Here is a 16,766-nt window from a genome sequence, read left to right on the forward strand (position 1 = left end):
AAATACAGGAAAAGGCTCCTGTAAAAAACAGAAGCCTTTCATCCTCAAATATGCCAATGCCGCTTTCGCACGGGCCTATTAATTTAATGACTATTTACCGTCCGTATCCTTCTTCCGGTTCATCCGCTCCGCCACCATTCTGTCAAACTCCTCTTCTGAACAGCCGGAATCAATAATTCTCTGACGCCTCTTCTGGCGGCGCAGGGCGCGCTCCTTCTCTTCTTTCCGCCTCTGGTAAACAATATATCCAATTCCTCCGCCTGCCAAAATCAATACGACAATCAGAATCAGTACCGGTACCGGCAAGGAAGGCATTGAGAATTTTCCTTTGCCATCTTCCGGCTGGTCCGCAGGCTGGCTTTCCGGCGCCGTTTCTCCCTGAGAGGTTTCTTCTATTCCGGTCTGGCCTGCATTTGCCAAAACCTCAGCATTCTTCAAAAGAAGATAGGCCTGTCCGATGCTGCGCTCGTTGTAGGTATATTTCAAAAGAGCCACCGCTCCCACGGGATGATCTTCGGGAAGTTCCGTTACCAATGATTTTTCCGCATCGCCATACTCCGCATCCGAAGGGAGAGTGATCACTGCCAGCGGATCGATCTCCAGTTCAGAGGGCTGGTAACTTTGGCCGCCGATCTCAACCGCATTCTCGCCCGTGGTATAAGAGGTCTCCATATCGGCAATCTTTATATTCTGAAATTTGGACAAGCCAAATTCCAAAAGGTTCCGGCTGTCAATATAATACTGAGGCTGGCTGCCCTTTAAAACAACCGCAATAACTCTTCTTCCATCCCGTTCTGCTAGAGTTACCAAAGTATTGCCCGCAAGGGATGTATATCCGGTCTTTCCCGCTATTGCATCAGGGAAATACACTTCTTCCGATTCCTTCAGAAGCTTATGCTCTATGGTTGCGCTGATTTCCTCCGGCGTATTTACCGTAGGAGGGAATTTGTGGCGTTTGCTGGAAGCGATCTCCAACAGCTTTTCATTGGAAAATGCCGCTTTGGCGATCAGCGCCATATCGTACGGAGTCACCACCTGTTCCGGATCGTTAAGGCCTGACGGATTCTTAAAACGGCTGCCTGTACAGCCCAGTCTCTCGATCGTCTCGTTCATCATATCCACAAATCCGTCTCTGGTTCCGCCCACATGCTCCGCCAGCGCATTGGATGCCTGGTTGGAAGAGCGGAGAATCAACGCGTAGAGGCAGTCCTCCACCGGCCATTTATCCCCTTCATCCAGACCGAAATAGTTTCCGCTTCCTTCTTCAATATTGTAAACCGCATCATGAGAAAAGGCCACCTCTTCATCCAAAGAGGCATGTTCCAAGACCACCAGAGCAGTTAAAAGCTTGGTAATGCTGGCAGGATAATATCCCACCCGGATATTCTGCCCAAACAGCACGGTTCCGGAATCCATATCAATTACAATACCGCCCTCTGCCAAGATTCCGGTATCAGCGGGCCAATCCGGCTTCGCATAGGCAGGTATTATAAAAAACTGCATCATTAATGTTAGTGTCAGGATTGTGCTAAGTAATCGTCTCATGTAAAAAATCTCCCAAAATGTTCTGTCATAGAATCGTAACATTTTATAGTTTAACATTTTGAGAGACAAGTTTCAACAAAATTCTGACCGAGTTTCTTACAATTGTGCCTGCTTATCTTCCCATTTCTTACGCTCTACGAAACGTCCCATGAAAAATGCGATGATTGATACGCCGATTCCTGTCTGCAGACAGAAAAGCAGGCTTTCGATCTCTCCGGGAAGTTCTCCTCCGATCATCGTTTCCAAAACAGGTGTAAACCATGGCTCATATTCTCCGTGAATCGCTTCTACCATCTGGCTTCCCGCATCATCCGAGCCGCCGAACTCAGCGCCTTTTAACACAAAAAGGGGAACTATGGCGATCAATACAACCAGTACCAGAAGCACTAAAACCGTCTTTTTATTTTTACTCATGACTCACCTTCGCCTCCTTAAAAAATCCTATGGATGTAAGCTCTGACTTGGCATATACTTCAAGTCCGATCACAATAACAACCGTTAAAAGACCTTCTATGATGGCTAACGGCAGCTGGGTAGGTGCAAACACGCCTAAAAACTTCACAGCCGAGGCCGCCACTCCGCCCTGTTCCGACGGATAAGCCATGGCAAGCTGTACGCTGGTGACGCAGTATGTAAAGAGATCGCCGAGAGCCGCCGCAAGAAAGATGCTGACTCTCCGGTTCATTTTTGTCTTCTCACATAATTTGTAAATGCCGTAAGAAACAAAAGGTCCTGCAATTGCCATGGAAAATGTGTTAGCTCCAATCGTTGTCAGTCCGCCGTGGGCCAATAAAACTGCCTGAAACAAAAGCACGATAATCCCCAGGATGCTGACAGCGGACGGCCCGAATAAAATGGCTCCCAGTCCGGTTCCCGTCATATGGGAACAGCTTCCGGTCACAGAAGGAATCTTTAATGATGAGATCACAAAGATAAACGCGCCGGCCATGGCAAGTACGGTAATCGCCTTTCTGTTTTCGTCCAGTACCTTCTGAATCCGAAAAAGGCCTCTTGCTAAAAATGGAATGCAGATCACTCCCCACGCCACACAAAAGCCCACCGGAAGATACCCTTCCATGATATGCATGCCAAAAGCAGGGATCTGCATACCAAATACTGCGGCAATTAAAATTGCCAGTTTCACTACCTTTTTTTGTCTTTTTGTCATGATCTTCTCCTTTAACAAAAAAAGACGCCCAATCTGTGATTCCCACTCACAAACCGGCATCCAAAATTCACTCCGGCCATACCGGAGAAAATATCGTATCCGGTTATCTCTCGTAACCGTAACGTTTCCTTACAAAAGGCAGGTCTTCTGACTCTGGCATCATCGCAATATTCCGTCTTCCCGTAAAAACAGTGACATATGGAATACAGCTCCTCCAACACAGCGGCGGGACCGTATGGGACTTACACCCATTTTCCTATTATCCTCTCTCCTAAGAGACAGGCACCTATCGTAATTTACTTTTCATATTTTAGTGTAGCGAATAGAAATGTATTTGTCAATCTAATCTTTCCAATTCTTTCCTATTGCCGTCTCATCCAACATCTTTTGAAACTCTGAAGTCTGACGCGGATAAATTCCGCAGCCTTTTATCAATCCCTTCTTTACCAGCCCTTCATAAACATCCAGTAATACGGGACGCTTTAAATGGGCTTCCAAAAGTACCTGTTCTCTTCCGAAAATATCCAGCGGATCTCCATCCGCAATCATCCGCCCTTCGTTAAATACCAAAATCCGCTCCGCCCATCGGTAAGCAAAGTCTACATCGTGGGTGGAAACCAGAATCGTTTTCCCCTCTCCCGCCAGGCTGCCCAATACCTCTTCCAGCATGTCCGCATTCAACGGATCTAAAGCAGCCGTCGGCTCGTCGAAAATGATCACTTCCGGTTTCATCGCAAGGATATCGGCAATGCTCACCCTCTTTTTCTCTCCTCCACTCAGATAATGGGGCGCCCTGTCCTTAAAATCGGAAAGGTTCATATAAGACAGCGCCTCTTCTACCCGGTTCCATACTTCCTCCCTGGAAAGCTTCAGATTCATCGGCCCGAAAGATACCTCCGCAAGAACGGACGAGGCTATGATCTGGTTGTCCGCATCCTGAAAGACGATTCCTACATGTCTGCGCAGTTCATTTAATTCCTTCTTTGTGACCGTTTTTCCGCGGAAGGATACCGTTCCCTTTGTCGGAGTGAGCACCCCGTTTAAATTCAGAAACAGCGTGGATTTGCCTGCGCCGTTGGCGCCCAGCACCGCAATCCGTTCCCCTTCCCTGATGGTAAGGTTTACATTCTTTAATACATCTTTTCCGCTCTCATAACCGTAAAACAGGCCGTCTGCCTGTAATAAAACTTCACCTGCCACGTCTTCCTCCCTTCTGCCCAATTGCGCGGTTACCAAAAGCGGCCCGTCAGCTGCCAGATCAGCACAAGACAGCAAAGATAGGCCGCTCCGCCTGCCAGCTGCATTCCGGTAACCGGCTTTTCTTCTTCCAGAAATACGAAATCACCATCGTAGCATCTGGAAATCATGGCGTCGTAATAAGCATTGGCTTTTTTAAAGGAAACCACCAAAAGATTGCTGGCCGTATTTCCAAAAGACTTGCAGGATGTGGGAAAATCCACATATCCCAGTCTGGACTGAGCCGATATCTTCATCCTTTCGTGAACCTCCAGCATGATGAAGATGAAACGGTAAATCATATTCATCAGCTCCACCACCACTTTGGGGATATGCGCCTTTCGAAGCACCGAAATCAGTTCGCTGGCCGGGGTGGACAGCGTCATCAGATACATGGCGCTGACCGCTCCCCAGGCCTTCATAAACACGTTAAGGCACCGCCGAATGCCGGATGCTGAGGTGTACAGATAGCAGATTTTCAGGTCAATCCTGTAATCTCCCAGCGCCTCTTTTGAAAATCCTGCCGCAATGGCAATGCTTCCCAGGATCATAAAGGTCAGCGGTATTGTCATCAGATGAACATAATCCATCGCATCCACCTTTCCCTTTTCAATGGTAAAAAGAGCCATGGACAATACCACCGCAGATGAGACATACAGATTGTCGGCAATTATGCAGAAAAGAAGTACAGTCATGGACAGCAGCACCTTAAATGCAGCGTTCCAATTTCTGATTCCTGAAGAATATGCATAATAATCGATCTTCATCTTCTTTTTTAATTTCCTTCCTCTCCAGGTTTTGCACCTTTTTGAAGGGGAGAAAGATATTCCCCACCGGTGGCATTTTTAAGCTCCTCTTTCGCACGGTCTGCCACTTCCGGGTGTTCAAATACCTTTGCGCAGGCCAGCCCGATGGCTCTGGCTACCGCCAAAGACGCCTGATCCCCGATGGAAGAGCCCACCTGTGCGGTGGCCTGCCAGGTATGAAGGCCGGTTCCCGGAATGCCGATTGCCGCGCCGATCTGAGCCGTTGGAACCTGATAACTCACATCCCCCACATCAGTAGAACTGGTGATAAGCGTATCCATCATCCCGGGAGAAAATGGAATGACATTTGTGTATAACGGCCGTTTGGCAAATTCTTCTTCCGTAATTCCTTCCGCCTTTGCGGCTGTTTTCAGGATTCTCTGTCTCTCCTCTTCCGGAAGAATTGCTAAAAATTCTCTCGCTGTTGCAAACTCATTTTCCGTAAATTCCGGGCCTCCCACTTCGCAGTAAGCCTCGGACAGCACCTTAGCCGCTTCCGCATTGGGCACCGTATCGCTCAGGCCGCCCAACACCTTGATCTCCACTTCCGTCTCCGTCATCATGGCCGCTCCCTGGGCGATCTTCTTAATCCGTTCCAGAATTTCTCCGCACTGTCTTAATTTAGGCGCTCTCACAAAATACAGCAGGGCCGCGTGGTCCTGGACGATATTGGGGGCATCCCCGCCGCAGTCCAGATACGCATAATGAACCCTGGCGTCTGTAGTAATGTGTTCCCGTAAATAATTGACCCCTACATTCATCAGTTCACAGGCATCCAGAGCGCTTCTTCCCAGATGAGGAGCCGCTCCCGCATGGGCCGTCACTCCCTTAAACTGAAACTTCACCTTGTAATAAGCCACACTTTTCGAAGCGGATATCCCGTTACAGTCGGAGGGATGCCAGGTAAATGCCAGGTCCACTCCGTCAAAACAGCCTTCCCGCACCATAAATGCCTTGCCAAATCCCATCTCCTCTGCCGGACAGCCAAACAGCTTAACCGTTCCCTTAATCTGTTTCGCTTTCAGATATTCCTTGGCCGCAATTGCCGCTCCTACTGCGCCTGCTCCAAGGGCGCTGTGGCCGCATCCATGTCCGTACGCCTGCCCCGGAACCGGGCTCTTCACCGCGCATCCGGCCTTCTGGCTCAAATCAGGAAGGGCATCGTATTCCGCCAGCACCGCAATTACAGGCGATCCGCTTCCGTAACTTCCCACAAAGGCTGTCTCAATTCCGGCAATTCCTCTTTCAACCTGAAATCCCTCTTCTTCCAATACTTGAATAATCGCTTCCGCGCTTTTAAATTCCTTATACCCAAATTCCGCATAGCTCCATACAGCCCGGTTAATCCCTGCGATCTTATCCGCTTTTTCCGATACCGCGCTGCAAATTAATTCCTTTGAATTCATAAAACCCTCCAATCCGCTGTACCTGCAATTTTTACATATAGACTATCATAAACCAAAAACGGATTCTTTTACAGAGTTTTTTTCGTTTTCTCTATTTTCAAGACAGCAAAACAGCCTTCTGATACGCGAACCGGCACCCTTATTTTCATTCATAAGGTTAATAGCCATAGGATTGGAGCACTTCTTTGACCTTTTTTGCAACGTAACCGCTTCCTCCCCGGCCTTTCACATCCTCTGTCATGCTCATGAGAAGCAGAGGCCGCTCCGCCTGAGGGTCAGCAGTAAATGCACAAAACCAGCCCAGTTCCGTTCCTGTCGTATCGTCTTTTGAAGCCTTAATTTCAGCGGTTCCCGTCTTGCCTGCCAGGGTGACGGATTCCAGGCGGGCGGCATGTCCGGTTCCTTCCGGATTATTTACCACCTTTATAAGAGCGGTTTTCACCCGCTGAGCCGCATCGGAAGAAAATGCCTGATCAATCCAGATTTCCCGTTCGGCTTCCTCCCGGTATCTTAAATACGGCTTCACAATAGAACCGTCATTGGCGAATGCGGTGTAAATGGCGGCCAGATGCAGAGGATTGACCAGAACCTGCCCCTGTCCATAGCCGCTGTCCGCCAGCTGGATCTCATTGTCAATGGAACCTTCATTGGAATACTGAGACTTCGCCATGGTGATTTCAAACGGCATCTGCTCGTTAAATCCCAGGCGGTCCAGCCCCTCTTCCAGGCGGTCGCTGCCCAATTTCAGAGCTGCCTTTGCAAAATAAATATTATCCGAATAGATCAGCGCATTTTCCAGAATCACGGGCTGATATGTATGAAGTGTGGTCACATAATAGCTGCCCCAGTTGGAATCCTTCTGCCAGCTAAGCCCCTCGCTTCCATAATCTTCATTGGGATCGATGGTTCCGGCATCCAGCCCAAGGGCCGCTGTTACCGGCTTAAACGACGATCCCGGTGAAAATTTCTGCCGGAACCGGTTATACATCGGCTGCGCCGGATCTTCATTCAGAGCGTTCCATTGATCGCCTGACATACCCAGAATGAAATCATTGCTGTCGTAGGCAGGAGTGCTGACAAGCGCCAGCACCTCTCCTGTATTGGGATTCATTGCCGCCGAACAGCTTTTATCCTCTTCAAACCGGCTGTAAATTGCCTTTTGAAGCTCCGCATCCACTGTAAGGCGGATGGTTTCTCCATCCATTTTAGCTGTAGTGGCTAAAACTTCTTTTGTCGTTCCCTGGGCTGTCACAATCTGAACGGTATGCCCGTCCTGTCCTTTCAGTTCCTTCTCGTACAGGCTCTCCATACCGCTTCTTCCGATCACGCTGTCGCTTCTATAGCCCTCGCCCGGATGTTTTTCCAGATCTTCAGCCGTCACATTCTGGACATAACCGGTCAGATGGGAGGCCGCTTTTCCTAACGGATATGTGCGCACTTCCACATCGGTAATCTTCACTCCCGGCACCAAAAGAAGGTCATCTTCCAATGCCTTGAGCTGCAGGGTCTCATCCGACGGGACTTCCTTCATCAGATCCGTATCCTTCAGCTTTTTTATATTTTTAAGAGGGACAAATGAATCCTCTTTTACCCAGCCTGCATCCAGCTTTTTCCTGATCGATTCCTCTGAAATTCCTAAAAGCTGTGACAGTTTTTGGATATCTTCATCCGGGCTCTCATTCATCTTGCCGGGAACAAGTCCTACGCTGGAGGCGATGCCGGGGCCGGCCAACATCACTCCGTTCCGGTCCAGAATCTGCCCGCGGACCGCCTTATCCGTGCTCACTCTCACTTTATCCGTTACATCCAATTGGGGGAAAATCAGTTTATCGCTCCATTCCAGGCGGTATTCTCCCTCTTCATTTTTCGTATAAAGGGCCTGGTTATCAAAGCGGATTTCACCTGCGTCCGTATTCATAACGGTCGTATACCGCACTGCTATATCAGTTTCTCCGTTTTCTTCCATGGCGGTAACTTCCGTCTGAATCCCGGCAGCTCCGATTCCTTCGTATATGTTCTTATTTCTGGATACAAAATCCTCCCGGCTTAAATTCACTTTGCTCTGTTCATTCAGCATCCCGTACATCTCATCATACCGTCCCCCTTCGATACATGACATATATTCCATAAGCAGCTTGTCCGGCAGCACGGTCTGGTCTTCTTTTGGGGATTTCATAAGGAACAGAATTATGGCTCCTGATAATAAAATAAGGACGGCAATCAGGGCGAACACTATCCCCAAAAGCCGTCTTCTTCTCTTTTTCATGGGTGTCCTCCTCATTTTCATTTTATTAATCTTAAATCCGGCTGAATGAAAATTCAATTGATTTTATCTTAATATTTTTTAAAATGGAAGGATTCATCCATATTGATTTTAAAATTACGTCCTATCGCTCAATACCAGCCGGTCAAATTGGAAACCGGCGATATGAGAATTGTGGTTTTCCGTAAAATAAGCCTGGAAATCCCGAACCGGCTCATAAGCCTCCTTATCAGGCTGGTAAACCATCACTTCTCCTCTCAAACAGGCCACCTCTTTCTCAGCCGTGCAAAATTCCGTTTTCAAGTAGAGTTCCGGCTTTTCCTCCTCTTTCTGAAGGGAACAGCTGTACATCCCGTTGACCTGCCCGCCGTTTACATAGCCGTTAGCGGGATCGCCGAATAAGGCCAGCGCCGCTTCATTGTCACTGCTTCCCAGCACTTCATAAAGCACATCGTCCAGCACCTCGGAAGTCACCCGGTTATACGTTCCTATCTTTCCCGCAACACTTATAAACCGGCAGTCCGTACTGCGGCCGTACAACGACTGGTACCAGTACAGAATATCCGCTTTTTCTCCCGTTCCAAGATCCGCAGCGGTGATCTCCGCCCTGACTTCTTCGCCGTCGGACAGAATTCCTGTGCTGCATATCTCATTCACAAAACCGCTCAAAGCCTCCTTTGTCGCCTCGTCGTAACTGTTGATCCCCAGATAGCGGATCTGTACCAAACCGTTCTGAATCCACGCTCCGTCACAGTCCACGGTACAGCCGTCAGGAGTCACACAGTCCTTGACACAGTAGCCGTTTTCATCAAAGTAATAGCGTTCCGCCACGCCGTTGTGATCGCTGTCAATCCACTGCCAGGTTCCCGCCGGATATGTGCCGTTGCCGTTATCATACCAGCTTCCTGCATAATCCTGCTTCCACTCACCTGCAAAGGACAAAAAACTGACGGCAGCAGACATTCCCGCAGCCAGCGCTAATACCATAAACAGATTTTTTTTCATCGCAATCGTAATCCTTTCGTAAAAACCTATTTCTCTTCAGTCATACACTCCGGTCTAATCGCAATTCAAACTCAATAATTACATATTATCCTGAAAGCAATCTGTTGTCAAATAATTGTAATGCTTATGGCCATTCTTTTTCAGTTTTCAGGCATTTTCAGCTGGTTTCCGGATATTCGATCACATATTTTTCATATGCGTTAATCACTATGGTGTCTCCATACTGGTCACAACGTTTAAACCCGCCGTAATTTGCATGGACATGGCCGTGAATAAAATATTTCGGTTTGTATTTATCCATCAATGTCTTAAAGCATTGAAATCCTTTATGAGGGAGATCCGTCAGATCGTTTAATTCATGTGCGGGCGCATGGGTTACCAGAATATCGAACCCTTTGCTCCGCCTTAATTTCCACCACATCTTCCGCACCCGTTTTTCCATATCCTTTTCCGTATACTGGTTGTCCGCATTCGGAATATACTGCATGGACCCGCCGAGCCCCATAATACGGACTCCGCGGAATTCATAAATATCGTCTTCAATGCAGATGCATCCTTCCGGCTTTTTCATGTCATATTTGTCATGGTTTCCGCTGATATACAGCACAGGCGCATGACAGAATGTGGCAAAAAAGCTGAGATAACTGGCCCGTAAATCCCCGCAGGATATGATTAAATCGATATCCGCCAGCTTTTCGGGCTGATAAAAATCATAGAGACTCTTGGACTCATGATCTGCCAATACCAGGATCTTCACACTAATTTTCCTCCGTATCCATTGTCTCTTCTACTTTCACTCCCTGAAGTTTTACAAGCGCCTGGGCTTCCTCTGCCAGCTCATCAAATTCGGGAATCCGGCCCACCACATTTTCAGCCAGCCAATTCATCGTGATGATCTCTTCCGGAGACAGGCTTTCCCCGTCTTTACACTGAGTTGTGCCGTCCTGGGAATAGATCAGGCCGTTAAACGGCTGAAAGCTGCCGGTCCGAATGGAATTTTTCAAAAATGTAATCAGCCGGTTTGTTCCGTGGGGAAGATTCTGGGAACAGATCACATCAATCACATCTGCCGACATCCCCCACCAGTAATTGATGGCCTGTTTGCCCTTCTTGTCCTTGGCGTCCAGCGCTCCTTTGCAGGTCAGCTCAACGATCCGCTCATAGAATTTACCCCAATGCCAGATGGGCGTGGCCAGATTCTCAAGCTGACCGTCCGGTTCCTTATGATATAAACCGTACTCTCTGGACGGAGTCTGCGGAGTGATCATATCTTCTCCTGATATAAACGTGATTCCATCTTTTTCCAGGGATGCCTGCACGTCAGCATCCTTTACCCTGGACCACTCCAGATAAACCTTAACATAAGGGTTGATCATCCTGGCTCCCAACGCAAATGCATTGATATTGGCAATGGTTCCATAGATGGGGTAATCCGCAATATAGCCCAGTTTATCGGATCGGGCCATGGACGCAGCCAACGCTCCCATCAGAAATTTGGACTCATACATCCGGCAGTAATAGGTGCAGATGGATGAGTACGACATATTAACCGAGCAGTTGAATATCTTGACTTCCGGATGCTGGATCGCCGCTTTGACACTGAAATTAATCATCTGTGACGCGGTTGTAAAGATCAGATTACATCTGGCCGCAATGGCTAAATCAATGGCTTTGGCCGTCTCCTCGTCGTTGTCCGCCTCATAAAAAGCCACGGTCTTCAGCTTGCCGTCATATGCCTGTTCCAAATACATTCTTCCCAGTTCATGCCCATAAGTCCAGCTGGACGTCTCCGGAGTCTTTGCGTAGATAAATGCAATTTTCAGCATCTCCGGTTCCACGTTGGTAAATGGCCTCAGCCAGTTCATCAATTTAGCTGCTCCGCCGTTATCAACCTCTTCCGGCTGTTCTACCAAAGCGATCTTTCCGCCGCTGGATACCAGCAAAAATTCATTCCAGATCTTCACCAGATCCGTTTGCATCTGGGCTTCTGTGCGCTCTATTATGGCATCGTAGCCAAAGATCTCCACATAGATAAGAAATGCATCCGAGCAGGTAAGCTCCAGCGCATTCCCGCCTTCCTGATCGAAAACTTTGGCAAATCGGTTATAAACGGCCTTAAAATATTCCCGGTCATTCTCGCTCCATACTTCCTCCGGCTTCTTGCCCATGGCGGTCAAAAGCCTGTTATAACTGCCCTCTCTGCTGAACCAGATATCGCAGTTAAAGGATACCTGATAAAAGTCCAAAAATTCATAATAGAGACGGTTCTCTTTTTCATCGCTTCTTCTCGGAATCAGCCGAACCACGGTTCCCGGTATGCTGAACGCCCCCAGGTATTTTAAAACACTGACCCTTTTATTGCCTTCCTGAACATAAAACTGATTCATGAACTCATAAGCAATGATCGGATCACGTATTCCCTCTTCAATCTGGTGGTCAAATAAATAAGCCCATTTGGCTCCAAACTCTGATTTTTCATTTAACAAAGGCATGAAATTGTTGGCAAAGGCGCTGGTTCTGCCCTTTGTCTTCGTTCCCACAATCCGGTCCAGCGGTATATCCATCAGTCCCAAGCTCACTTCCGACACAATATCTGTATAAGAAAGGATGTCATCCAATACCGGAAGGTATGGATATTCTCCCTTTAAGACGGCCGACTGGTATTGCTTCCGCCCTTTCTTCAATGCTCCCACATAATCGTATAACGCCATATATTCCTCCATTCTGCCGCTCTTAACGGCAATTTCGACGAAAAGCCGAAACCTCTGCCCGGCTCCCCTTCTCATGGCATAATTTGTCAGTACACGTCTATTATATATAATAAGAAGCCTTGTTGCAACAAATCTCGGGGTGTTTTACGCATTTTAAGCAACAGTTATTTATATATATATTTGCTTGACAGATTCTTTATGTTGCTTTATATTGGTATTGTGTTATATGGTATTGATAACTACATATCAGAGTATTAATTATAATGACAACAGGAGAAGAAAAATGAATCTTAAACCATTGAAAATAGGTGAACTCACCGCAAGACTTCCGATTATCCAGGGAGGAATGGGGGTTGGCGTCAGTCTTTCAAGGCTGGCCGGAACGGTTGCAAAGGAAGGCGGAATCGGAATCATCTCTGCCGCCCAGCCGGGATTTTTGGAACCGGACTTTGAAACCGATACATTAAATGCCAATCTCCGCGCATTGGGACGCCATATCGAACAGGCAAAAGAACTGGCCTGCGGCGGCATTGTGGGAGTGAATATCATGTGTGCGCTTAATAATTATAAGGAATACGTGCAATGCTGTATCGATCATGGAGCGGATCTGATCATCTCAGGAGCCGGACTTCCCACCGATCTGCCTGCATTGACAAAGGATTCCAACATTAAGATCGCCCCCATCGTATCCCCGCCAAAAGCAGCCCAGACCCTGTTAAAGCTTTGGGACCGCCATTACGGCAGAACCGCCGATCTGGTGGTTATTGAAGGGCCGAAAGCAGGCGGCCATCTGGGATATACAAAAGAAGAGGTGGAAGCCTTAGACTCCACCGGTTACGATAAACAGATTCTTGAAATCATTGAATGCGTTAAACAATATGAAAAGAAATATCAAAAGGAAATTCCCGTGATCTTTGCAGGAGGCGTTTACGACCGCGCCGATATCGATCACTATATGTCATTAGGCTGCGCCGGCGTTCAGATGGCCACACGCTTCGTCGTCACAGAAGAATGCGATGTGGACCCCCGCTTTAAAGAAGCCTATCTAAATGCAGGAAAAGAAGATATCGTGCTCGTAAAAAGCCCTGTCGGCATGCCGGGACGGGCAATCCGCAACGCCTTTATGGCAGAACGGGAAACTTCCAACGAAAAGATTCCCAAATGCTACCACTGCCTGAAAAAATGCGATATCACTAAGATTCCATACTGCATTACCGGGGCATTGGTCCGGGCGGCAAAGGGGGATGTGGATAATTCCCTTCTCTTCTGCGGAGAAAATGCATACCGCCTGAACAAAATGACCACAGTCCACGAACTATTAGCCGAACTAAGCCAATAAGGTGGGGAAATCTTTATTTAACTGAGTAAGAAACGCCGGAAAGAAGGGGAAGCCCAGGCGGGCGGCGGAAGTAATCGGCGAAATGGGATTCGGGATTCGCCCCTAAGATGTACTAAGACCCGCAAGGACAAAAAGAGACAGGACCGCGCCCATTCGCAGTGAACTCCTGATGACTTCACTGCTCAAGGGGCGCTTAGAACCTGATTCGGAATTCAGTTTCTACCTGTCTCTTTTTGTCCTTGCGGATCTAAGTACATCTAAGGGGTTCCATACGATCCCATTTCGCCGATTACTTCCGCCGCCGCCTGGGTTTCCCCTTCTTTCCGGCTGTTGCTTGGCTAGCTGAGGAAAAAAGATTTGATGGATTGTGAGTAAGTTTTACATCAAGGGTGAAGTCTTTTTCAGAAATGCCTTCACCATTTAATGTAAAGGGTGAGGTCTTTTCGTGAAATGCTTTGACGTTTAAAGTAAAACCCGAAGGCATTTCTGAAAATCCCTTCATGATCTATATAAATGTAATTCTACATAAATACCTACGCACCAATATTGTTTTTAACCTGGCCTGCGAAAACCAGCCCGGAATCGGGAGGCGGAGCCGGGAGACGAAGGTCGGAGGGGCCATCCGGGCCGGGGAAGGAAGATGCAGCCACATGGGATCGTATGGAACCCCTTTAGAACTACTTAGACCCACAAGGGCAGAACGAGGCAGGTAGAAACTGAATTCCGAATCAGTTTCTAAAGCGCCACTGAGCAGCGAAGTCATAAAGAGTTCACTGCGAATGGCGCTGGCCTGCCTCGTTCTGTCCTTGCGGGTCTTAGTAGTTCTTAGGGGCGAATCCCGAATCCCATGTGGCTGCATCTTCCTTCCCCGGCCCGGATGGCCCCTCCGACCTTCGTCTTCCGGCTCCGCCTCCTGATTCCGGGCGTACCTTTCCGCCAACCCCGTTAAATAACAATTTTGTGAATTTTTCTTAGCTAGAAGGGATGATTGATTTTAGCTCATTTACGATCTTAAATAGTTCTTCATTGTCTAAGTGGCCAAAGCTTCTTAAAGAGCTGAGGGGCATATAGTATACCATTTTTTGTTCCATCTCAGTTGTTTCGCCTTCCACATTTCCCCCGGTAAACACTTTAATATAAGGCATCAGCCTTTCCTGTACATAACTGGCGGTTTTCTTACAGTTCATCAGATCGCCGATCATAACATTTTCATCAATAACCGGAAGTTTCTCATTGTTGTTTTTCATGGAAACGGTTGCGGACAGCACGATCTCCCTTGAGGACTTCCCAATCCTTATTTCATAGTTTCCGGTTGCCGCATACCAGTCTTTCTGGGACGCATCATACCAGGCAAAGGAGCGGTAGTCCAGTTCCATGCTCACAGTCTTTGTCTCTTGGGGATTCAGGGTGACGGCGGCAAAATTTTTCAACTCCTGGATAGGTCTGATTGCGGCTCCGGTTTTGTCGGACACATATAACTGGACAATCTCTTTTCCCGCTCTGTCGCCGGTATTTGTGATGTCTACAGAGACTGTAACCGTATCCTCAGGAGAAAGTTCTGCCTTGTCCAGCCTCAGATTGCTGTAGTCAAACGTTGTATAGCTGAGGCCATATCCGAATGGGAACCGCACATCCATTTTCTTTGTATCATAATAGCGGTAGCCGACAAAAATTCCTTCTGCGTAATTTACGTGCTTATTCATTCCCGGAAAATTCAAATAGCTGGGATTATCTTCCAGGCGAAGGGGAAATGTCTCCGCTAATTTTCCTGACGGGTTTGCGTTTCCATATAAAATGTCCATAACTGCCTCGCCTGCCGCTTCGCCTCCGAGATATGCTTCTAAAATTCCTTGTACGTTATCTGCCCAGGGCATTTCAATGGGCGAACCATTATGAAGCACAACAATCACCGGTTTATTCATGGCCGACAGCTTTTCGATCAGATGTGTCTGGCACTTTGGAAGGTTCATGTGGCTTCTGTCATAGCTTTCCGATTCAAAGAGGTCCGGAAGACCTGCAAATACTACAATCTTATCGGCAAGCTGTGCGGTTTTGACGGCTTCATCCATCAGTTCTAAATCCATATTATCTTCCTCAGAGGAAAATCCCTGAGCATAAATGATATCCCCATAAGAATCTTTCAAATCGAGTGCGGATACCACTTTATGAGAATTGATATGGGAACTTCCGCCGCCCTGATAACGGGGTTTTTCAGCAAATCCGCCGATAAATGCGATCGTTTCTTTTGATGACAAAGGAAGGACTTTTTCTTCATTTTTCAGCAGAACCATACACTGTTTTGCTATCGCGGCAGCTTTTTTGTGGTCTGAGTCTCTGTCGAATACTTCCTCTTTCCGGTTCTCTGTATAACGGTAAACAATATTCAAAATACGCTCCACGGTCAGGTCCAGGATTTCCTCTTTCAGACGGCCTTCCTTTACTGCATTCACGATAGACTTATCATTTACTCCATTACTTCCCGGCATTTCCAGATCCATTCCTGCAATGATACCTTCCACACGGTCGCGGACCGCGCCCCAGTCCGACATCACGTATCCGTCAAATCCCCACTCGTCTCTCAGAACATCTGTGAGAAGCCATTTATTTTCAGATGCATAGATCCCGTTTATACGGTTATAGGAGCACATTACTGTCCAGGGGTGAGCCTTTTTAACCGCAGTTTCAAATGCCGGAAAGTAGATTTCCCGAAGTGTACGCTCATCGGCATCTGCGGATATGGACATTCTCTCGTGTTCCTGATTGTTAGCTGCAAAATGTTTGATCGAGGTTCCCACATCCTGCGACTGAACACCTCTTATATACGCCGCGGCCAGTTCACCCGCTGCATATGGGTCTTCGGACAGATATTCGAAGTTTCTTCCGCAGAGCGGAGAACGTTTTATGTTTACGGCAGGTCCCAGAAGCACGGAAACATTTTCTGCCTGGCATTCTCTTCCGAGGGCTTCTCCCATCTCATATAAGAGTTCTCTGTCAAAAGAACAGGCCGTCGCACACGCCGCCGGAAAACATACGGCATCAATGGCATCGTTCAGCCCCAGATGATCCCCGCCGCTGTCTTCCGGCTGTTTTCTCAATCCATGCGGTCCATCGCTCACCATCGTCTGCGGAATATTCAAGCGGCTTATCTTCTGTGTGTGCCAAAAATCTGCACCGGAACACATCATAGCCTTTTCTTCCAGAGTCATCTGGTTTACAATTTTTTTGATATCGCTTCTGTCCATAATGATTGCCCTCCTTTTGCTTTACCATCAGTTCAGAGCATACAG

Annotated in this window: 14 protein-coding genes and 1 riboswitch; of the genes, 1 reads left to right on the plus strand and 13 read right to left on the minus strand. The window is 47.7% G+C overall.

The window, feature by feature from the left end; all coding sequences use genetic code 11:
- Positions 1-90: 90 nt before the first annotated feature.
- The 10 genes from C0033_RS24035 to C0033_RS24080 form a co-directional block, all read right to left on the minus strand.
- Entirely contained in the window at positions 91-1,545 is a 1,455-nt protein-coding gene (locus C0033_RS24035; RefSeq protein ID WP_103230386.1) for a D-alanyl-D-alanine carboxypeptidase family protein, read from the minus strand.
- A 96-nt stretch (positions 1,546-1,641) separates the two neighbouring features.
- Positions 1,642-1,959, minus strand: a complete 318-nt coding sequence (locus C0033_RS24040; RefSeq protein WP_103230387.1) for an energy-coupling factor ABC transporter substrate-binding protein — start codon at positions 1,957-1,959, stop codon at positions 1,642-1,644.
- The gene (locus C0033_RS24045; protein WP_103230388.1) at positions 1,952-2,713 is read right to left on the minus strand and encodes an energy-coupling factor ABC transporter permease; all 762 of its coding nucleotides are present in this window, start codon (positions 2,711-2,713) and stop codon (positions 1,952-1,954) included. The genes C0033_RS24040 and C0033_RS24045 overlap by 8 nt, the downstream gene beginning before the upstream one ends.
- Positions 2,714-2,832: 119 nt before the next feature.
- A riboswitch (cobalamin riboswitch) is annotated at positions 2,833-3,018 on the minus strand.
- A gap of 37 nt (positions 3,019-3,055) precedes the next feature.
- Positions 3,056-3,880, minus strand: coding sequence for an ABC transporter ATP-binding protein (locus C0033_RS24050; RefSeq protein ID WP_242984586.1), 825 nt, complete (start codon positions 3,878-3,880; stop codon positions 3,056-3,058).
- Positions 3,881-3,942: 62 nt separating this feature from the next.
- Positions 3,943-4,716: a cobalt ECF transporter T component CbiQ gene (gene cbiQ, locus C0033_RS24055; protein ID WP_103230390.1), complete on the minus strand. Its 774-nt coding sequence runs from the start codon at positions 4,714-4,716 to the stop codon at positions 3,943-3,945.
- 8 nt (positions 4,717-4,724) lie between these two features.
- Positions 4,725-6,161 carry an amidohydrolase gene (locus C0033_RS24060; protein ID WP_103230391.1) on the minus strand — a complete coding sequence of 479 codons (1,437 nt, stop codon included), beginning with the start codon at positions 6,159-6,161 and terminating at the stop codon, positions 4,725-4,727.
- A 157-nt stretch (positions 6,162-6,318) separates the two neighbouring features.
- Entirely contained in the window at positions 6,319-8,427 is a 2,109-nt protein-coding gene (locus tag C0033_RS24065; protein WP_347501219.1) for a penicillin-binding transpeptidase domain-containing protein, read from the minus strand.
- A gap of 114 nt (positions 8,428-8,541) precedes the next feature.
- On the minus strand, positions 8,542-9,429 hold the full coding sequence (locus C0033_RS24070; RefSeq protein ID WP_103230392.1) for a hypothetical protein: 888 nt from the start codon (positions 9,427-9,429) through the stop codon (positions 8,542-8,544).
- A 157-nt stretch (positions 9,430-9,586) separates the two neighbouring features.
- Positions 9,587-10,186: a metallophosphoesterase gene (locus tag C0033_RS24075; RefSeq protein ID WP_103230393.1), complete on the minus strand. Its 600-nt coding sequence runs from the start codon at positions 10,184-10,186 to the stop codon at positions 9,587-9,589.
- A 1-nt stretch (position 10,187) separates the two neighbouring features.
- Complete coding sequence (locus C0033_RS24080; RefSeq protein WP_103230394.1) at positions 10,188-12,140, minus strand: BMP family ABC transporter substrate-binding protein; 1,953 nt, start codon at positions 12,138-12,140, stop codon at positions 10,188-10,190.
- 283 nt (positions 12,141-12,423) lie between these two features.
- Here C0033_RS24080 and C0033_RS24085 point away from each other — a divergent pair, with 283 nt between their 5' ends.
- Entirely contained in the window at positions 12,424-13,479 is a 1,056-nt protein-coding gene (locus tag C0033_RS24085; protein WP_103230395.1) for a nitronate monooxygenase, read from the plus strand.
- 289 nt (positions 13,480-13,768) lie between these two features.
- Here C0033_RS24085 and C0033_RS27245 read toward each other — a convergent pair whose 3' ends face one another.
- The 3 genes from C0033_RS27245 to C0033_RS24090 form a co-directional block, all read right to left on the minus strand.
- A complete protein-coding gene (locus tag C0033_RS27245; protein ID WP_180994880.1) occupies positions 13,769-13,981 on the minus strand; it encodes a hypothetical protein in 213 nt (70 codons plus the stop codon).
- Positions 13,982-14,294: 313 nt separating this feature from the next.
- Positions 14,295-14,435: a hypothetical protein gene (locus C0033_RS27250; RefSeq protein ID WP_180994881.1), complete on the minus strand. Its 141-nt coding sequence runs from the start codon at positions 14,433-14,435 to the stop codon at positions 14,295-14,297.
- Positions 14,436-14,450: 15 nt separating this feature from the next.
- Positions 14,451-16,721 carry a glycoside hydrolase family 3 C-terminal domain-containing protein gene (locus C0033_RS24090; RefSeq protein ID WP_103230396.1) on the minus strand — a complete coding sequence of 757 codons (2,271 nt, stop codon included), beginning with the start codon at positions 16,719-16,721 and terminating at the stop codon, positions 14,451-14,453.
- Positions 16,722-16,766 lie beyond the last annotated feature (45 nt).

The organism is Clostridium sp. chh4-2 (genome assembly GCF_002899675.1).
GTDB lineage: Bacteria > Bacillota > Clostridia > Lachnospirales > Lachnospiraceae > CHH4-2.